The following is a 17,178-nucleotide window of genomic DNA, read 5'->3' as shown; positions in this document are numbered from 1 at the left end:
GACTCAGGACGCGTTGAGGATGTCTTCGAGTTCCTTGTTGGCCGCGGCCAGCGCCTCATCCGCGGACGCCTTGCCCTCGATGACCTTGCGGGCCGCGTTCTGCAGCACCGCCTTGGTCTCGTTGGCCTCGGTCCACTGCGGGTCGGCGGGGAAGGCCTTGGCCTTGGCGAAGGCGGCCGCGAACGGCGCCTGCACCGGGTCGCTGGACAGCGCGGCCAGCGCCTCGGGGTAGACGGGCAGGAGGCCGCCGTCGGTGGCGTACTTGACGCCCCACTGCTTGCCGGAGGCGAGCTTCACGAACTCCTTGGCCGCGTCCTTCTCCTTGGCGGTGCCCCAGACGGCGATGTCGTTGCCGCCGAGGAACGACTGCGCCTCGCCGCCGTCCTTGGACGGGAGCGGGAAGAAGGCCAGCTTGTCGCCCTTGACCTTGCCCTTGCTCTCCTCCTCGATGGTCGCCAGGTCCCACGCCGCGGTGAGGTACATGCCGACCTTGTTGTTGGAGAAGCGGGTGCGGATCTCGGTGGTGTTCTGGTTGAGCCGCGACTTGCTGGACAGGCCGTCGGTGACGAGGCCGGTGTACTGCGCGAAGCCGGTCTTGAAGGCCGGGTCCGTCAGCTTGCCGACCCACTTGTCGCCCTCCTTGACGGCGTACTCGCCGCCGGAGGTCCAGGCGAGGGCGCCGAGCAGGTGGTTGGCGTCGGAGCCGCCGTTGAAGGCGAAGCCGTCGACGTCCGAGCCCTTCTTCTCCTGGATCTTCTTGGCGGCGGCCACGAGGTCGTCCCAGGTCTTGGGGACCTCGATCTTGAGCTCCTTGAACCAGTCGGCGCGGTAGAGCACCGCCCGGCTGCCGCCGCCCCACGGCACGGCGTACGTCTCGCCGTCGATGGTCTCCAGCCCCATCAGGTTCTTGGGGATCTGGGCCTGGTCGCCCGCGGCGACGATGTCGGTGATCGGCTCCAGCGCTTCCTGGCTCTGCCAGAGCGGCACCTGGTCGTTGCCGATCTCGGTCACGTCGGGGCCGGCGCCACCGGCCGCCGCGGCCGTGAACTTGTCGTTGACCTGCGGCCACGGGATCCACTCGACGTTCACCTTGGCGCCGGTCTGCTTCTCGAACTCGGCGACCAGCTCGTCGGTGTACTTCTTGGCGTCGGGGTTGCTGTCGCCCAGGCGCCAGAAGGTCAGCGTCTTGCCGGCGTACTTGGGGCCGCTGGCGGAGGCGGCTGCGCTGGGTGAGGACGTGGGGGGTTCTTCACCGGATCCACAGGCGGCCAGTCCCAGGGCCAGCGTGGCCGTGGTGACCGTAGTGGCCGTGATCTTCGCGATCCTCACAGGGTTCTCCCTTCCCGGGTGCTGGCCTACGGTCCGCACCAGGCTGATCGTCAAATGCCGAACGATGCTGTTAAACTAACAAGAAACTTTCTTAAAAGAAACGCTCGTTAGCCGATCGTGACGAGAGAGGGCGCGCCGATGAGTCGAGACCCGGGAACCCCCCGGCTGCTGCGCCGGTTGAACGATCGCGCGGCGCTCGAACTGCTCCTCGGAGACGGTCCTCTCACCCGTGCCGAACTCGGCGAGCGGACCGGGCTCTCCAAGGTAACCGCAGGTCAGCTCCTCGCTCGACTGGAGGATCGAGGGCTCGTGGAGGTCGCGGGAGAGCGCGCGGGCGGCCGGGGACCGCACGCCGCCCTGTACGCCGTGGTTCCCTCCAGCGCGTACGTGGCCGGCCTCGAAGTCCTGCCCGACAGCCTCACCGTGGGTGTGGCGGACATCACAGGCCGGGTGGTGGTGGAGATCACGCTCAACCCCTCCGACGGCCGCGATCCGGTCAAGGCGGTGCACGCGGCCGTGCAGCGCGCCTGCGACGCGGCGAACGTCAGCCTGTCGCGGCTGCGCGCGTTCGTCATCGGCACCAGGGGCGTGGTCGACCCGGTCACCGGCGACGTGCGCCTGTCCGTCGACCTGCCGTCCTGGCACGTCGGCGTGCTGGCCAGCCTGCGCCAGACGCTCGGCGCCTCGGTGACCATCGAGAACGACGTCAACCTGGTCGCGCTCGCCGAGCACAGGCACGGCGCGGCCGTCGGGTTCGACGACTTCGTGGTCATCTGGGCCGGCGTCGGCCAGGGGCTCGGCGTCATGCTGGGCGGCCGGCTGCACCGGGGCATCACCGGGGGCGCGGGCGAGATCGGCTGGCTGCCGGTCCCGGGGGAGCCGCTGCCGTCCGACGTCTCCCGGCCGCAGTCGGGCTCGTTCCAGCGCCTGGTGGGCCACGACGCGCTGCGCGGGCTGGCCGAGGAGCACGGCGTGGCCGGCGCCACGGTGCCCGACCTGGTACGCGGCGGCGACGAGGGCTATCTGGACGCCGTCGCGGCCCGGCTGGCCCTGGGCGCCGCGGCCGTGGCCGTCGTGCTCGACCCCGGGCTCATCGTGCTCAGCGGCGACATCGGCCGGGCGGGCGGCGACCGGCTGGCCGCGAAGGTGCAGGAGGCCGTGGCCCGCGTGTGCCCGAGCCAGCCGACCGTCGTCACCACCAGGGTGGCCGGGAACCCGGTGCTGCGGGGCGCCCTGGTGGCGGCTCTGGAGCAGGCCCGGGAGCAGGTCTTCTCCGACACTGTGTGAGAATTTCTGCCTATGTGGCAGTCCCCGAACGATGTCGTGCTCATCTCCGACCCCCGCGTCACCTCGATCCCGGTGCGGGAGAGCGGCGAACCACTGGCGGACGTGCGCGGCCGGCTGCGCGTGGACCAGCGGCTGGCCGACGGCGCGGGCGCGTACGCCCACCTGCGCTCCGGCCTGCTGCTGCGGCTGGAGCACGCGGAGAGTCTGCTGCCCGACGGCTACCACCTCCTGATCGTCGAGGGCTACCGGCCGATCGCCACGCAGCGCCGCATCTTCGACGAGTACAGAGCCACATTCTCCGATTTGACGCCCGACGAGTCATATATCGCGGCAAGTCGGTACGTGTCGCCCGTCGAAGTCGCCCCCCACACCGCCGGCGCCGCCGTGGACCTCACCCTCTGCGCCCCCGACGGCACCGAATACGACATGGGCACCGCGGTCAACGACAACCCCGAGCAGAGCCACGGCGCCTGCTACACCGCCGCCCCCAACATCTCCGACGACGCCCGGGCCCACCGCAAGCTCCTGGCCGCCGCCCTGGAGCCCGCCGGTCTGGTCAACTACCCGACCGAATGGTGGCACTGGTCGTACGGAGACCGTTACTGGGCGATGTCCACGCAGGCCGGGCACGCACTGTACGGCCCCGTGGAGTTCACCGGTTGACAACCGATTGTCGGGAGGGTTTTCCCGACGGTGTGGTACGGGCACAACCTCGTACGGAGGCTTGTGGACTCCCCTGCGAGGTGTGGGCATGGTTCCGCTCATCGGGATCGAAGAGGAATACCTCATAGTCGATCCCCGCACTCGCCACGTGACCCCCCGGGCGGCCGAGGTCCTGACCGCGGCGACGGACATGCTTGACGTGGTGCACGAAATCACCAGATTCCAGGTGGAGGCCCGTACGCCGCCCTCCGCCGACCTCAGCGAGCTGGGCTCGCAGCTGCGCGCGGCGCGCAAGGAGGTGGCGGGCGCGGCCCGCTCGTGCGGCCTGGCCGTCGTCGCGAGCGGCATCCCCGTGCTGGGGAACGTGATGCCGCCGCCGCTCACCGACGACGACCGCTACCTGCAGGGCAAGGTGCTCTACCGCGCCCTGCAGGACGAGATCAGCATCTGCGCCCTGCACGTGCACGTGGACGTGCCGGACGCCGAGCACGCCGTCTACGTGGGCAACCACCTGCGTCCCTGGCTGCCGACGCTGATCGCGCTGGCCGCCAACTCGCCGTTCTTCGTGGGCCGCGACACCGGTTACGCGTCCTGGCGGGTGATCAGCTGGGGCCGCTGGCCGGTCTCCGGGGCGCCGCCGTTCTTCCCGTCGTTCGGCGCGTACGAGCTGGCCCTGAGGGCGCTGGCGGAGTCGGGCGCGCTGCTCGATCCCAAGACCGTCTACTGGGACACCCGGCCCTCGCCGCGCCTGCCCACGGTGGAGATCAGGGTGGCCGACGTGCCGCTCGACGTGGCCGACAGCCTCACCCTGATCGGGCTCATCCGCGCGCTGGTGGTCACCGCGCTGGCCGCCGTCAGGCGCGGCGACCGGGGGCTGCCCGTCCCGTCGGAGGTGCTGCGCGCCGCCTACTGGCGGGCGGCCCGCGACGGGCTGCAGGGCGACAGCCTGGACGTCCGGCACGGCACGCTGGTGCCCGCCGCGGTGATGGCCGGGCGCCTCCTGGAGCACGTACGCCCGGCGCTGGGGGAGGCGGGGGACCTGACGTTCATCCAGGAGGGCCTCGACCGGCTGCTGCGCAAGGGCTCCGGGGCCATGCGGCAGCGGCGGGCGTACGAGAAGGGCAACGACCTGGCCGAGGTGGTGGACGACCTGATCGAGGCGACCGTCGCCTAGCGCAACGCGAGGGCGGCGGCCACCCCCAGGCCGAACGCGACGACGACGCCGCGCAGCACCTTCGGCGGCATGAGCCGGGCCAGCCGCGTGCCCAGGAACCCGCCCGCCAGGCTGGCCGGGGCGATCACCGCCACGGCCTCCCACCGCACGGCGCCGAACAGCGAGAACGCGACGACCGACACCGAGCTGACGACCAGCGCGAGCGTGGCCCGCAGGGCGTTCACGCGATGCAGGTTGTCGTGCAGGAACATGCCGAGCACGGTCAGCAGCACCACGCCCATGCCCCCGTTGAAGTAGGCGCCGTAGCACCCGCCGAAGAACACCCCGACGTACACCATCCGATTGGTCGGGCCGTCCGCCTCGCCGCCGAAGAGCTTGCGCAGCCACGGCTGCGCGAGCAGGGCGAGGCTGGCGAAGGCCACCAGCCACGGCACCATCGACTCGAACAGCTTGCCCGGCGTGAGCAGCAGCAGCGAACTGCCCGCGCACGCCCCCAGCACCGCCGTGACCGACAGCAGCGTCGCCCTGCGGCGCTGGCCGCGCAGCTCGGCCCGGTAGCCGAGCACGCCGCCCAGATAGCCGGGCCACAGCGCCACCGCGTTCGTCACGGTGGCGGTCAGGCCCGGGTAACCCATCGCCAGCAGGGCGGGGAAGGAGATGAGCGTGCCTCCCCCGGCCAGGGCGTTCACCACACCGGCCAGCAGACCGGCACCGACCAGGAAGAGCAGGTCGGTCATCGGCCGACAGCGTAGCCCTGGGCGCCACGCGGGTTGGCGGCGGCCTTGAGGAAGGCGCCGTCACGGGCGACCGCGCTGAGCCGGCCGAGCGACCACGGGCCCTGAGCCTCGACCTCGTGCCCGCGCCGTCGCAGCTCCGCCACCACGCCCGCGTCCACCCGGTCCTCGACGTGCATGACGCCGGGGCGGGAGCCGCGCGGGAAGAAGGAGCTGGGGAAGTGCTCGGAGTGGAACATGGGGGCGTCGATGGCCTCCTGGAGGTTCAGGTTGCCGTGGACGACCGCGAGGAAGAAGTTCAGGCTCCACTGGTCCTGCTGGTCGCCGCCGGGGGTGCCGAACGCCAGCCACGGCTTGCCGTCCCGGAGCGCGAACGACGGCGACAGCGTGGTCCGCGGGCGCGCCCCGGGCCGCAGGGCGGTGGCCACGCCCTCCTGCAGCCAGAACATCTGCGCCCGCGTGCCCAGGCAGAAGCCCAGCGTGGGGATGGTCGGGGAGCTCTGCAGCCAGCCGCCGCTGGGGGTGGCCGACACCATGTTGCCGAACCGGTCCACCACGTCGATGTGACACGTGTCACCCTTGACCACGCCATCGCGTGCCACGGTCGGCTCGCCCACCCCCTGCGGCTTGCGGGCGCCGGACAGGCCCGGCGCGTCGCTCGCCGTGCCCGGGTCGGGGAAGACGGGCAGCCGGGGCGCGCGCCCGCCGGGGGCGCCGGGCCGCAGCTCCAGGCTGGCCCGGTCGCCGATCAGCCGGCGCCGCTCGGCGTTGTACGCCGGGCTCAGCAGATCGGCCATGGGCACGTCGGTGTCGCCGTACCAGGCCTCGCGGTCGGCGAAGGCCAGCTTGGCGGCCTCGGTCACGGTGTGCAGGTAGTCGGCGCCGAGGAAGTCCAACGCGTCCAGGTCGAAGCCCTCCAGCAGGGCGAGCTGCTGCAGGAACACCGGCCCCTGGCCCCACGGCCCCGTCTTGGCCACGGTGTGACCGTGGTAGTCGAAGGTCAGCGGCTCCTCCACCGAGGCCGACCAGCCCGCCAGGTCGTCGCCCGTCAGCAGGCCGCCGTGCACCTCGCCCGAGCTGTCCCGCCAGGCGGTGCCGGCGCTGAACGCGGCGATCTCCTCGGCCACGAAGCCCTCGTACCACGCCTTCCTGGCGGCCTCGATCTGGCCCTCACGGGTGCTCGAAGCCGACTCGGCCTCGGCGACCAGCCGCCGGTAGGTGGCGGCCAGGACGGGGTTGGCCAGCTTGGAGCCGGGCTCGGGAACGTTCCCGCCGGGCAGCCAGGTCGCCGCCGACGTGGGCCAGTCCTCCCGGAACAGGCCCTGGACCGACTCGATCGTGGCCGCGATCCGCTCCAGCACCGGCACGCCGTGCTCGGCGTAGTGGATCGCGGGCGCCAGCACGTCGGCCAGCGACCACGTGCCCCAGCGCTCCAGCATCAACATCCAGCCGCCGAACGCCCCCGGCACGGTGGCCGCGAGCAGCCCCGTGCCGGGCACCACGTCCAAGCCGAGCTCGGCGAAGCGCTCGATGGTGGCCGCGGCGGGAGCCACGCCCTGCCCGCACACGACCGACACCTTCTGCTCGGCCTCGTTCCACGACAGGATCGGCACCTCGCCGCCCGGGCCGTTCAGGTGCGGCTCGGCGACCTGCAGCACGAAACCGGCGGCGACCGCCGCGTCATAGGCGTTGCCGCCGCGCTCCAGCACGCCCATACCGGTGGCGGAGGCCAGCCAATGCGTGCCGGCGACCATGCCGAAGTCGCCCGACAGCTCGGGCCTGGTGGTGAACAAACTGACTCCTTCTATAGGTTCGCGGCCGCGTCGGGGACGCGATCCGCCGTGACCAGGTGGCAGGCGGCCGGGTGACCGTTGCCACGTGGATCGTTCAAGAGGGGCTCGGACGTACGGCACTCGTCGTACGCCAGCGGACACCGCGTGTGGAACCGGCATCCGGAGGGCGGGTCCACCGGGCTCGGCACGTCGCCGCCGAGCACGATCCTGCGCCGCTCCCGCTGCCTGACCGGGTCGGCCACCGGCGCCGCCGACAGCAGGGCCTGCGTGTACGGATGCCGCGGCCCCGCGAAGATCTCGGCCGTCGGCCCCGACTCCACGATCCGGCCCAGGTACATGACCGCGATCCGGTCGGCCAGGAACTCCACGACCGACAGGTCATGGGTGATGAACAGGCACGAGAACCCCATGTCCCGCTGCAGGTCGGTGATCAGGTTGAGCACCGACGCCTGCACGGACACGTCCAGCGCCGACACCGGCTCGTCCGCCACGACCAGCTTGGGCTCCAGGATCAGCGCCCTGGCCAGCCCCACCCGCTGCCGCTGCCCGCCGGACAGCTCGTGCGGGAAGCGCTTGCGCATCTCCTGGCGCAGCCCGACCTTCTCCAGCATGGCGGCCACGCGCGTGGTCGTCTCCCGCCGGTCGCTCACCTTGTGCCGCAGCAGCGGCTCGCCCACGATCTGCTCGATCGTGAAGCGCGGGTTGAGCGAGGAGAACGGGTCCTGGAAGACCATGTGGACGTCCCGGCGCAGCGGGCGCATGGCCCGGCGCGACAGGTGGGTGATGTCCCGGCCGTTCAGCTCGATCGAGCCCGAGGTGGGCTCGGTCAGGCGCAGCACGCACTTGCCGACCGTGGACTTGCCGCTGCCCGACTCGCCGACCAGGCCGAGCACCTCGCCCTGGCCGATCTCCAGCGAGAGGCCGTCCACGGCGCGTACGGGTCCGTAGTGCTTGACCAGGTTGTCGATCCGCAGGATCACTTCCCACCTCCCGGGTGGAAACAGGCCGCCAGATGGCCTTCGGCCTGGCGGGCGAGCGGGGGCCTGGACAGCCGGCAGTCCGCCTGGGCGCGCGGGCAGCGGTCCTGGAAGGCGCACTCGTCGGGGTCCGACATCGGCGAGGGCACCATGCCGGGGATCTCCGCCAGGCGGCCGTTCACGGCGGCGGAGGGCAGGGCCTTCATCAGGCCCAGCGTGTACGGGTGGCGCGGGTTGGCGAACAGCTCCGTCACCGGGGCCTGCTCGACGGCGCGGCCGGCGTACATGACCACGGCCCGGTCGGCGATGTCGGCCACCACGCCCAGGTCGTGCGTGATCAGGATGATCGCGGTGCCCAGCCGGTCCCGCAGGTCGCGGAACACGTCCAGCACGCCCGCCTGGATCGTCACGTCGAGAGCCGTGGTGGGCTCGTCGGCGATCAGCACCCGGGGTGAGCAGGCCACCGCGATGGCGATCATCACGCGCTGCCGCATGCCGCCCGAGAGCTGGTGCGGGTACTCCTTCATCCTGCGGACCGGCGCCGGGATGCCGACCAGCTCCAGCAGCTCGAGCGCCCGCCTGGCGGCGGCCTGCCGGGACAGGCCCTCGTGCCGGCGCAGCACCTCGGCGATCTGGTACCCGACGGTGAACGACGGGTTCAGCGAGGTCATCGGCTCCTGGAAGACGACCGAGACCGTCTTGCCGCGCACGCGCCGCATCTCCGGCTCGGGCAGCGTGGTGAGCTCGCGGCCCTCCAACTGGATCGAGCCGGACAGCCGCGTCGTGTCGGGCGGCAGCAGCCTGGGCACCGACATCGCGGTGACCGACTTGCCGCAGCCGGACTCCCCGCACAGCGCGAGGATCTCGCCCTCGTCCAGGGTGAGCGAGATGTCCCTGACCGCCTGGACGAGGCCGTCCTCGGTGGCGAAGCCGACGCTCAGGTCGGAGATCTCCAGCAGGCTCATCGCGCGCTCCTCGGGTCCAGTACGTCACGCAGGCCGTCGCCGAGCAGGTTGAAGCCCAGCGTGGCCAGGGCGATCATCAGCCCGGGCCAGATGGCCAGCCAGGGCGCGTCACCCAGGTACTGCTGCGCGGTCGTCAGCATCACGCCCCACGACGGCGTCGGCGGCTGCACGCCCAGGCCGAGGAAGGACAGCGTGGACTCGCCGATGATCGCCGCCGGGATCGCCACCGTGGCCTGCACGATGAGCGGGCTGGCGCAGTTCGGCAGCACGTACCGGAAGATGATGTGCCCGTCGCCCGCGCCGTCGGCGATGGCCGCGGCCACGTAGTCCATCTCCCGGACCGCCAGCACCTCGCCGCGCGTGATCCGGATGATGGCGGGGAGCTGGGAGAAGCCCAGCGCCAGCACCACGCCCTTCAGCGAGGGCCCGATGATCGCCGCCAGGCCGACCGCGAACACCAGGAACGGGAAGGCCAGCGTCACGTCCACCAGCCGCATCACGATCGGGTCCAGCCAGCGCCGGTAGAACCCGGCGACCAGCCCGATCGGGATGCCGACGACCATCGCCAGCAGCGTGGACAGCACGCCCGCCTGCAGCGAGACCTGGGCGCCGTGCGCGATCCTGGCGAAGGCGTCCCTGCCCAGGTCGTCGGTGCCCATGGGGTGGGCGCCCGACGGGGGAGCGAGGGTGGCCATGTAGTCCTGCGCCGCCGGGTCGCCGGTCACCAGCGGCCCGAGCAGCGCCAGCAGCACGAACGCGACCACCAGCACCAGCCCGGCCACCGGCATCGGCCGCCGGCGGAAGCGCCGCCACAGCCTGGTCCGTCGCATCACCTCAGTCATGGCGGGCTCCTGACAGGCGGATCCTCGGGTTGAGGAAGGCGTAGGCGATGTCCACCAGCAGGTTGACCACCACGTAACCGATGACGGTGACCAGCACGACCGCCTGGATGACGGGGTAGTTCCTGGTCAAGACCGCGTCCACGGTGAGCTTGCCGAAGCCGGGGATCACGAAGATCTGCTCGGTCACCACGGCGCCGCTGATCAGCGCGCCGAGCTGCAGGCCGAGCACGGTCACCACGGTCGTCAGGCTGTTGCGCAGCGCGTGCGCGCCCACGACCTTGGCCTCGGACAGGCCCTTGGACCTGGCGGTCCTGACGTAGTCGGCCGACAGCGCGCCCAGCATGGCCGAGCGGGTCTGCCGCATCAGGATCGCGGCGAAGCCGGTGCCGAGCACGAGCGCGGGCAGGAGCATGCGCTGCAGGTTCTGGGCGGGGTCCTCGGTGAAGGGGACGTACCCGGAGGCGGGCAGGACCCGCCAGGTCACCGCGAAGAGCAGGATGCCGAGCAGGCCCAGCCAGAAGTGCGGCACCGACAGCCCGGCCAGGCCGAACCCGGTGGCCACGTAGTCGGCGAACCTGCCCCGCCGGACGGCCGCCACGATGCCGGCGCCCACGCCGACGACGATGGCGACCAGCATGGCGAGCGCCGACAGCTCCAGCGTCACCGGCAGCCGCTCGGCCAGGATGTCAGCCACGGGGAGCTGGTCCTGGGTCGAGCGGCCGAAGTTTCCGGTGAGGGTCTGGCCGACGTAGTCGAGATACTGCGCGGGCAGCGGCTTGTCCAGGCCGAACTCGTGCCTGATGGCCTCGATCGCGGCGGGCGAGGCCTCCTGGCCCGCCATGACCGAGGCCGGGTCTCCGGGCAGCGCCCGGATTCCCAGGAAGATCAGCACGCTGGAGAGGAACAGCACGATGACGGCCGACCCGCAGCGCCGGAGGATGAACCAGACCATCAGGCGGCGAACCCGGCGGTGATGAAGCGTGGCAGGCCGTCCTTGAAGTACTGGACGCCGGCGACGGTCTTGTGCATGCCCAGGTAGTACTTGTTGTGGTACAGGTACACGACGCCCCGGAGCTCGGCGGCCTTCTTCATCGCGGCGCCGTAGAGCTCGGCGCGCTTGGCCGGGTCCGTCTCGGCGGCGGCCTGCTTGATCGGGTCGTCGATGCCCGGGTCGGACATGCCGGCGTAGTTGTTGCTGCCCTGGGTGGTGACCAGGTTCGTGAGGTTGCCGTCCGGGTCCACGCGGCCCGACCAGCCGCTCAGCAGCACGTCGAACTTGCCCGCCTTGCCCTGCTCCAGGACGCTGACGAACTCGGCGGTCTGCACGCTCACGTTGAAGCCCGCCTCCTTGGCCATCGACTGGATGACCTGCGCCAGGCGCTGGTTGACGGCGTCGTTCGGGGTGGCCATCGAGACCGGGATCGGCGTCGGGACACCGGAGGCCTGCACCAGCTGCTTGGCCTTGGCCAGGTCACGCTTGGGGCAGGTCAGGTCCTTCGACCGGTACGGGCTGTCCAGCGGCACCGGGAAGCAGTCGACCTCGTGCAGTCCGTTGTATACGGTCTTGTTGATCGCGTCGCGGTCGAGCGCCAGCTCGAACGCCTCGCGCAGCTGCGGGCTCTTGGCCAGCGCCGTGTCCACGGCGCCCGGCTTCTCGGTGGAGCCGCTGGCGTTGCCGATGTTGATCTGGAAGCCGTAGTAGCCCAGGCCACCGCCCGACACCACGGTCAGGTTCGGGTCGGACTGCACGCCCTTGACGGTGTTGGTCGCGAGCTGGTCGCCCACCTGCACGTCGCCGGACTTCAGGTTCGCGGCCCGCACGTTGGGGTCGACGATGATTTTGTATACGAGCTTGTCCAGCTTGACCTTGGCCGCGTCGTAGTAGTCCGGCGCCTTGTCCAGCACGATCTGGCTGCCGGACGTACGGCTGGCGAACTTGAACGGCCCGACGCAGACGGGGCTGGCGCCGAAGTTGTCGCTCCCGGCGTCCAGCGCCTTCGGCGACATGATCATGCCGGCGCGGTCCGCGAGCTGCGCGGTCAGCGGCGTGAACGCCTGCGTCAGCGTCAGCTTCACCGTCGTGGCGTCGACGACCTCGACCTTGGACACCGCCGCCAGGTCGGCCTGGCGGGCGGACTTCTCCCAGGTGCGATGCCGGTCGAGCGACTTCTTGACCGCCTCGGCGTCGAGGGCGGTGCCGTCGTTGAACTTGACGCCTTCGCGCAGCTTGATCGTCACTTCCCTGCCGTCGCCCGAGAGCTCCGGCATGGCCGCGGCGAGCTGCGGGATCAGGGTGGAGGAGGCGTCGATGTCGTAGAGCTTCTCGCACATGTTCGCGAACACCTCGCGACCGACCAGCGTGGTCGAGATGCTCGGGTCCAGGGCGTCTGGGTCGGCGGGGAGCGCGATGTTGAGCGTGCCGCCGGCCTTGACCGGCCGGTGGTCGGCCGAGGCGCTGGCTATGGAACTGGGTGCCGCGGGTGTGGTGCTCGTTCCGCCGCCGCCACCACAAGCCGCCAGGGCGAGGGGGAGGGTGACGAGCGCCGCGACGACCTTGGGGGACGGTCGCATGGTGCCTCCGATGAAAACGTTTAGGAGACTGTATACAAGATCTGACATTTCAGGGATGTTTCATGACCCTATGTCGTTATCTGAGTGTTTCCTAATTGTTTGGGGGGTTTGGCTCCCGGCGGGCCGAGGCCAGGAACGACCGCCTCGCCGCGGCCACGTGCGCGATGGCCCTGGCCTGCGCTTCGTCCTCGTCACCGGCCTCGATGGCCTCGCACAGGCTCAGGTGCTCCTGCCATGAGTGCGGCCCGCGCGCGGCCGCGGTCTGGCTGAAGATCCACTGCGCCCGCTGGAGCATCGGTTTCATCATCAGGGCGAGGTAGGAGTTGCCCGCTGCCTCGCCCACGGCCAGGTGGAACGCGGTGTTGAGGTCGGCCACCTCCTCCAGCCGCCCGCTCTCGACCGCCTCCTTGGCCTGCTCCAGGACCCGGCGCAGGCGCTCGGCCGAGGCGGGGGTGCGCTTGCGGGCCGCCAGTCGGGCCGCCAGGCCCTCGACGGCCATCCGCACGTCGAACAGCTCCTCGCCCTCCTCGGCCGACAGGCGGGCGACCGTGGCGCCGAGCCGGGGGACGACCTGGATGAACCCCTCGGCGGCCAGCACCCGGATGGACTCGCGCACGGGGTTGCGCGAGACGCCGAGCGCGGCGGCCAGCCGGTCCTCGACCAGCCGCTCACCCTGGGCGAGCTCGCCGGTCAGTATGCGGCGGCGCAGCTCGTTGGTGACCTCGTCCCGCAAGGTCCGGTGGGCCGCGCCCAGCGTGAGATCAGTCATATCGGGCTAATCGTATACAGGAGGTCAGCCGCGCTGCGTCGGGTACCAGTCGGCGTCCGTCACCTCCCTGGCCGCCTCCCAGAGACCGTCGAACTCCCCGATGAAGTGCCGGCACCAGTCGCGATCGCGGCGGCCGTCGAGCGTGAAGCCCGGATTGCGGGTCGGCGAGTGGTGGGTGCCCATCTCGATCTGGATCACGCCGTCGTCGTCCGCCGGATCCAGCATGAGCATGCCGAACCCGGGCAGGAACGGTAGCAGCCGCACTTCGAGGCGCTCCTCGGTGTGCAGGTCGCGCAGCATGTAGAGCGTGGACCTGACCCGGTGCTCGAAGACCTCCGACTGGTCGGGGATCAGGCATATCCGCGCCGCCTCGGCCGGAGCCGTGCCCGCGGGATCGATCACCAGCACCTTGACCGAAGCACCCCGCTCCAGGCTTTTGCGTAGATCGTCAACGTAGGCGCGGATCGTGCGGCCGAGCGTCACCCCGGTGAAGCGGATGTCGTCCGCCCGCGCGATCCGCTCCCTGAGATCCGCACGCTCGTCGCTCAGAAAGCCGTCGCCGGCCAGCTTCGTCTCCACCAGGCGGCTCAGCTCGACCACCCGCTCCTCGAGCTCGGCCACCTGGTGCCGGGGCCCGAGGGCGTTGACCGCCACGAGGGCGAGCGTGGCCAGCGTCGCGGCGCCCACGACCTTGGCGTCGACCTTGTCGAAGACGCCGAGCACGCCGACCACCAGCGCGATCAGCGCCGTCACGTAGATCTCGAGGTTCTTGCCGGTGCCGAGGTCCGCGCGTAACCGCTCCAGTAGCCGCATGCGCTGATTCTTACCCGGCCGCCGCCTTCTTCTTCGCCCGGTACGGGAGCCACAGGCCCGTGCCGTACATGGTCAGGCCGATCAGGATGAAACCGATCGCCACCGGCCAGCGCAACCCCGGCTCCATGTGCGTGGCCAGGAACCAGGAGTGCCGCAGCTGCCCGTTGGAGACCATGATCGCCGCCACGACGCCCTGCGGGATCAGCGGGATCGCGCCCAGCGACCAGCAGATCATCACGATCGCCCGATGCGACGTCGGCATGTCGGGCATCTTGAACGTGGACGGCTTGGCGCTCTCCGGCCTGCGTCCCGTACGCATGAGGTGCAGCAGCTCCGGCCCCTGGGCCGCCAGCCGCCGATCCGCCAGCAGGCCCAGGCCCCAGTAGCACAGCGCGCCGGTGGCCAGCCCGGCCGCGACGCCCCACCAGCCGTACAGCGCCGCGACGGCGATGGCCGGCGCGCCGGTCAGGACCACCAGCACCATCATCAGGTACGCCAGCCCGGTCAGGGCGCCGTCCTCCTCGCTCGTGCGCAGCGGGTTGCCGGCCCGTTTCTGCGGGTCGGTGCTGGGCACCAGCGCGTACACCGAGATGAGCGGCACCAGCCCCGCACCGCCGCCGAGCAGCGCGGCCGTGGCCGTCAGGATCACCGCCCACGGGCCACCGGTGATCAGCGTGAACGCCACCGCCACCAGCACCGCCACCGGGCCCACCGTCACCAGCCAGGCCAGCTGCCTGCCCCGCACGTCGGACGAGCCCGGCGTCATCAGGGCGAGCCAGAGGGAGGTGCCGTCGGTGCCGTACAGGTTGGAGGTCATCGCGGCCGCCATGATGATGAAGATCGGAGCCGCCCACGGCAGCATGTCCGTCGAGCCCAGCACGAGCGGCGCGCCCGCGAAGAACACCCCGTAGGCGAGGGCGAACGTGAGCTGGTGGTTGCGCACCAGGTCCCGCGACCAGGTGCGCAGCTCCTTGGCCACCACCGCCTCCCGGCCGTTGCGGGCCCGCATCGGCCGCCGGCCGCGGGTCGAGGGCCGGTTCGCGCCCGCCCGGCGGGTCAGCAGCCCCGCCCACGCCGCCAGCAGCAGCGCGATGAGCACGACCATCGCGGCCAGCGCCAGGTAGTCGCCCTGGACGGCGAGCAGCCCCCAGCCGGACGGCAGGTAGCGGACGAACTCCGGGATCTGCGCGCCCTGCCCGAACGCCACCGCGAACACCCACGCCTGGCCCAGGAAGGCCAGCACCACACCGTTGAGCAGGCCCGCGCCGATCGCCCCTGCCCGCGAGCGCAGCGCGATGCCCAGCAGCGCCACCGCCACCTTCGACAGCAGCACGAACACCGCCAGCTGCAACACCATCGCCGGCACCGCCACGAGCGCGTTCACCGGTGAGGTGGCCGCGACGACCAGACCGGCCAGCGCGATCAGGCCGATCACCGGGGCCACGCCCACGAACGCCGACACCAGCAGCCCGGCCGCCAGCCGCCACGGGGGCAGCCCCATCAGGGAGAAGAACTCCGGGCGCAGCGTCTCGTCACCGCCGCCGGAGAAGACGGGGCCGATGATCCAGCCCAGCATCCACACCGCGAGCCCGGCGGCCAGCCAGTCGCCCTCCAGGAAGGCCAGGTAGATCGTGCCCGCCGCGAGCACCAGGCCGAGCGTGCCGCCCGAGGCCATCATGGTGCCCTTGTCGCCCTTCAGCGAATGGCGCAGGATCGCGAGCTTCATCCGGGCCATGGTGACGGCTACAGCCATGACAGCCCCTTGGTCGCGGTGGTGCCGGAGCCGACCAGTTCCACGAACCTGTCCTCGAGCGTGGCCGTGCCGCGTACCTCGTCCAGCGTGCCGGCCGCCGCCACCCGGCCCTTGTCGATCACGCCCACGTGGTCGCAGAGCTGCTCCACCAGCGCCATCACGTGGCTGGACAGCACGATCGAGCCGCCGCCCGCCACGAAGCCGCGCAGGATCGTCTTGATCGTCGCCGCCGAGACCGGGTCCACCGCCTCGAACGGCTCGTCCAGCACCAGCAGCTTGGGCGCGTGCAGCAGCGCCGTGGCCAGAGCGATCTTCTTGCGCATGCCCGTGGAGTACTCGATGACGAGCGTCTTCTCCGCGCTGTCCAGCTCCAGCACCGACAGCAGCTCCGCGGCCCGCTCGGCCACCACCTCCTTGCTCAGCCCGCGCAGCAGGCCGAGATAGGTGAGCACCTCACGCCCGGTGAGCCGCTCGGGCATCGCCAGGCCGTCCGGCAGCACGCCGACGAGCTGCTTGGCCTTCCCCGGGTCGGACCAGACGTCCGAGCCGAAGATCCACGCCGCCCCCGAGTCGGGCCGCAGCAGCCCGACCGCCATGGACAGCGTGGTCGTCTTGCCCGCGCCGTTCTGCCCGACCAGGCCGTAGAAGGAGCCCTGGGGGACGGTCAGATCGACGTGGTCCACGGCGGTTTTGTCGCCGAAGGTCTTGACTAAGCCCTTGATCTCCAAGGCCGCTGTCATGGTTGTCTCCTGGTCGCGATGGTGAAGGTGGTGACCAGCTCGCGGGTGAGCAGGTCGAGGTCGAAGTCGGGGTCGTGAAGGAGACGCCCCGGCACGGCGTCGATGGCTCCCCGGATGGCGATGGCCATGGTCCGCTGGTGGAAGTCGCGGAACTCGCCGGTCTGCCGGCCCCAGTCCAGGACCTTCTCCAGGTCGGTGACGGCCACGTCGGCCTGCTCGGCGTACGGCCCCGGGCCGCTTTCGTCGCCCTGGGCGTGCGTGACGATCTCCACCAGCGCCAGGAGGGGCTTGCGGTGCAGCCGCATGAACTCGAGGTTGCCCTCGATGTACGCGCGCAGCGCCTCCGTCGCGGAGGTCTGCGCCAGGATGCGCGGGACCATCAGATCGGTGGCCAGCTTGGCCACCTCCGCGACGACGGCCTGGATGAGCTGGTCCTTCCCACCGAAGTGGTACGAGATCACGCCGGTGCTGATCTTCGCCTGCTTGGCGATCCTGGCCATGGTGGCGTGGGCGTAGCCGTGCTCGGCGAACACCTCGATGGCACACGCGATGATCTGCGCCCGGCGGGCCTCTTCAATGAACGTGCGACTTTCTGGCTGCACATGCAGAACTTTAAACGGTCATTCAAATTTTTGGAAGAGCAATCAGGCATCGGCATGCTCAGGTCCGAGATGTCACGCCTTCAAGGCGAATACGCGCCGGTCCGCAGCCTCGGCGGCAGCTGCCTCAGCCTGCGCAACCGCGGCACCGGGCGGCGCCCACCCCGCT

The 17,178-nt window shown here is 71.0% G+C and carries 16 protein-coding genes; 3 read left to right on the top strand and 13 right to left on the bottom strand.

Annotated elements, in window-relative coordinates; translation table 11 throughout:
• Positions 1-3: 3 nt before the first annotated feature.
• Positions 4-1,329, bottom strand: coding sequence for an extracellular solute-binding protein (locus tag ACTWPW_RS09565; protein WP_375115878.1), 1,326 nt, complete (start codon positions 1,327-1,329; stop codon positions 4-6).
• Positions 1,330-1,467: 138 nt separating this feature from the next.
• Between ACTWPW_RS09565 and ACTWPW_RS09560 the strand changes: the two genes are divergently transcribed.
• The 3 genes from ACTWPW_RS09560 (at position 1,468) to ACTWPW_RS09550 (ending at position 4,453) form a co-directional block, all read left to right on the top strand.
• Positions 1,468-2,616 carry an ROK family transcriptional regulator gene (locus ACTWPW_RS09560; RefSeq protein ID WP_375115879.1) on the top strand — a complete coding sequence of 383 codons (1,149 nt, stop codon included), beginning with the start codon at positions 1,468-1,470 and terminating at the stop codon, positions 2,614-2,616.
• Between the two features lie 12 nt (positions 2,617-2,628).
• The gene (locus ACTWPW_RS09555; protein WP_443168470.1) at positions 2,629-3,279 is read left to right on the top strand and encodes a M15 family metallopeptidase; all 651 of its coding nucleotides are present in this window, start codon (positions 2,629-2,631) and stop codon (positions 3,277-3,279) included.
• Positions 3,280-3,367: 88 nt separating this feature from the next.
• On the top strand, positions 3,368-4,453 hold the full coding sequence (locus ACTWPW_RS09550) for a carboxylate-amine ligase (RefSeq protein WP_443168469.1): 1,086 nt from the start codon (positions 3,368-3,370) through the stop codon (positions 4,451-4,453).
• On the opposite strand, the gene ACTWPW_RS09545 is transcribed toward ACTWPW_RS09550, so the two are convergent.
• The 12 genes from ACTWPW_RS09545 to ACTWPW_RS09490 form a co-directional block, all read right to left on the bottom strand.
• Positions 4,450-5,190: a sulfite exporter TauE/SafE family protein gene (locus ACTWPW_RS09545; RefSeq protein WP_375115881.1), complete on the bottom strand. Its 741-nt coding sequence runs from the start codon at positions 5,188-5,190 to the stop codon at positions 4,450-4,452. The genes ACTWPW_RS09550 and ACTWPW_RS09545 overlap by 4 nt on opposite strands.
• Positions 5,187-6,941 (bottom strand): gamma-glutamyltransferase family protein, encoded by a 1,755-nt coding sequence (locus ACTWPW_RS09540; protein ID WP_443168550.1) that lies wholly within the window; start codon positions 6,939-6,941, stop codon positions 5,187-5,189. Before ACTWPW_RS09540 ends, ACTWPW_RS09545 begins: the two co-directional genes overlap by 4 nt.
• A gap of 50 nt (positions 6,942-6,991) precedes the next feature.
• The gene (locus ACTWPW_RS09535; protein WP_375115882.1) at positions 6,992-7,960 is read right to left on the bottom strand and encodes an ABC transporter ATP-binding protein; all 969 of its coding nucleotides are present in this window, start codon (positions 7,958-7,960) and stop codon (positions 6,992-6,994) included.
• Positions 7,957-8,922: an ABC transporter ATP-binding protein gene (locus ACTWPW_RS09530; protein WP_375115883.1), complete on the bottom strand. Its 966-nt coding sequence runs from the start codon at positions 8,920-8,922 to the stop codon at positions 7,957-7,959. Before ACTWPW_RS09530 ends, ACTWPW_RS09535 begins: the two co-directional genes overlap by 4 nt.
• The gene (locus tag ACTWPW_RS09525) at positions 8,919-9,764 is read right to left on the bottom strand and encodes an ABC transporter permease (RefSeq protein ID WP_443168468.1); all 846 of its coding nucleotides are present in this window, start codon (positions 9,762-9,764) and stop codon (positions 8,919-8,921) included. Before ACTWPW_RS09525 ends, ACTWPW_RS09530 begins: the two co-directional genes overlap by 4 nt.
• Positions 9,757-10,716: an ABC transporter permease gene (locus ACTWPW_RS09520; protein WP_375115885.1), complete on the bottom strand. Its 960-nt coding sequence runs from the start codon at positions 10,714-10,716 to the stop codon at positions 9,757-9,759. Before ACTWPW_RS09520 ends, ACTWPW_RS09525 begins: the two co-directional genes overlap by 8 nt.
• Positions 10,716-12,335, bottom strand: a complete 1,620-nt coding sequence (locus ACTWPW_RS09515; protein ID WP_375115886.1) for an ABC transporter substrate-binding protein — start codon at positions 12,333-12,335, stop codon at positions 10,716-10,718. The genes ACTWPW_RS09520 and ACTWPW_RS09515 overlap by 1 nt, the downstream gene beginning before the upstream one ends.
• Before the next feature lie 91 nt (positions 12,336-12,426).
• Positions 12,427-13,104 carry a GntR family transcriptional regulator gene (locus ACTWPW_RS09510; protein ID WP_443168467.1) on the bottom strand — a complete coding sequence of 226 codons (678 nt, stop codon included), beginning with the start codon at positions 13,102-13,104 and terminating at the stop codon, positions 12,427-12,429.
• A 24-nt stretch (positions 13,105-13,128) separates the two neighbouring features.
• Positions 13,129-13,917 (bottom strand): hypothetical protein, encoded by a 789-nt coding sequence (locus ACTWPW_RS09505; protein ID WP_443168466.1) that lies wholly within the window; start codon positions 13,915-13,917, stop codon positions 13,129-13,131.
• Between the two features lie 10 nt (positions 13,918-13,927).
• Positions 13,928-15,670, bottom strand: a complete 1,743-nt coding sequence (locus ACTWPW_RS09500; protein ID WP_375115889.1) for a hypothetical protein — start codon at positions 15,668-15,670, stop codon at positions 13,928-13,930.
• Positions 15,661-16,410 (bottom strand): ABC transporter ATP-binding protein, encoded by a 750-nt coding sequence (locus ACTWPW_RS09495; RefSeq protein ID WP_443168465.1) that lies wholly within the window; start codon positions 16,408-16,410, stop codon positions 15,661-15,663. The genes ACTWPW_RS09500 and ACTWPW_RS09495 overlap by 10 nt, the downstream gene beginning before the upstream one ends.
• Positions 16,407-17,012 carry a TetR/AcrR family transcriptional regulator gene (locus ACTWPW_RS09490; protein WP_375115891.1) on the bottom strand — a complete coding sequence of 202 codons (606 nt, stop codon included), beginning with the start codon at positions 17,010-17,012 and terminating at the stop codon, positions 16,407-16,409. Before ACTWPW_RS09490 ends, ACTWPW_RS09495 begins: the two co-directional genes overlap by 4 nt.
• Positions 17,013-17,178: the final 166 nt, after the last annotated feature.

The sequence above is a fragment of the Nonomuraea sp. KM90 genome, from assembly GCF_052246675.1.
Classification (GTDB): domain Bacteria; phylum Actinomycetota; class Actinomycetes; order Streptosporangiales; family Streptosporangiaceae; genus Nonomuraea.
Note: the sequence above shows the minus strand (reverse complement) of the source record. Positions and strands in the feature narration are given on the sequence as shown.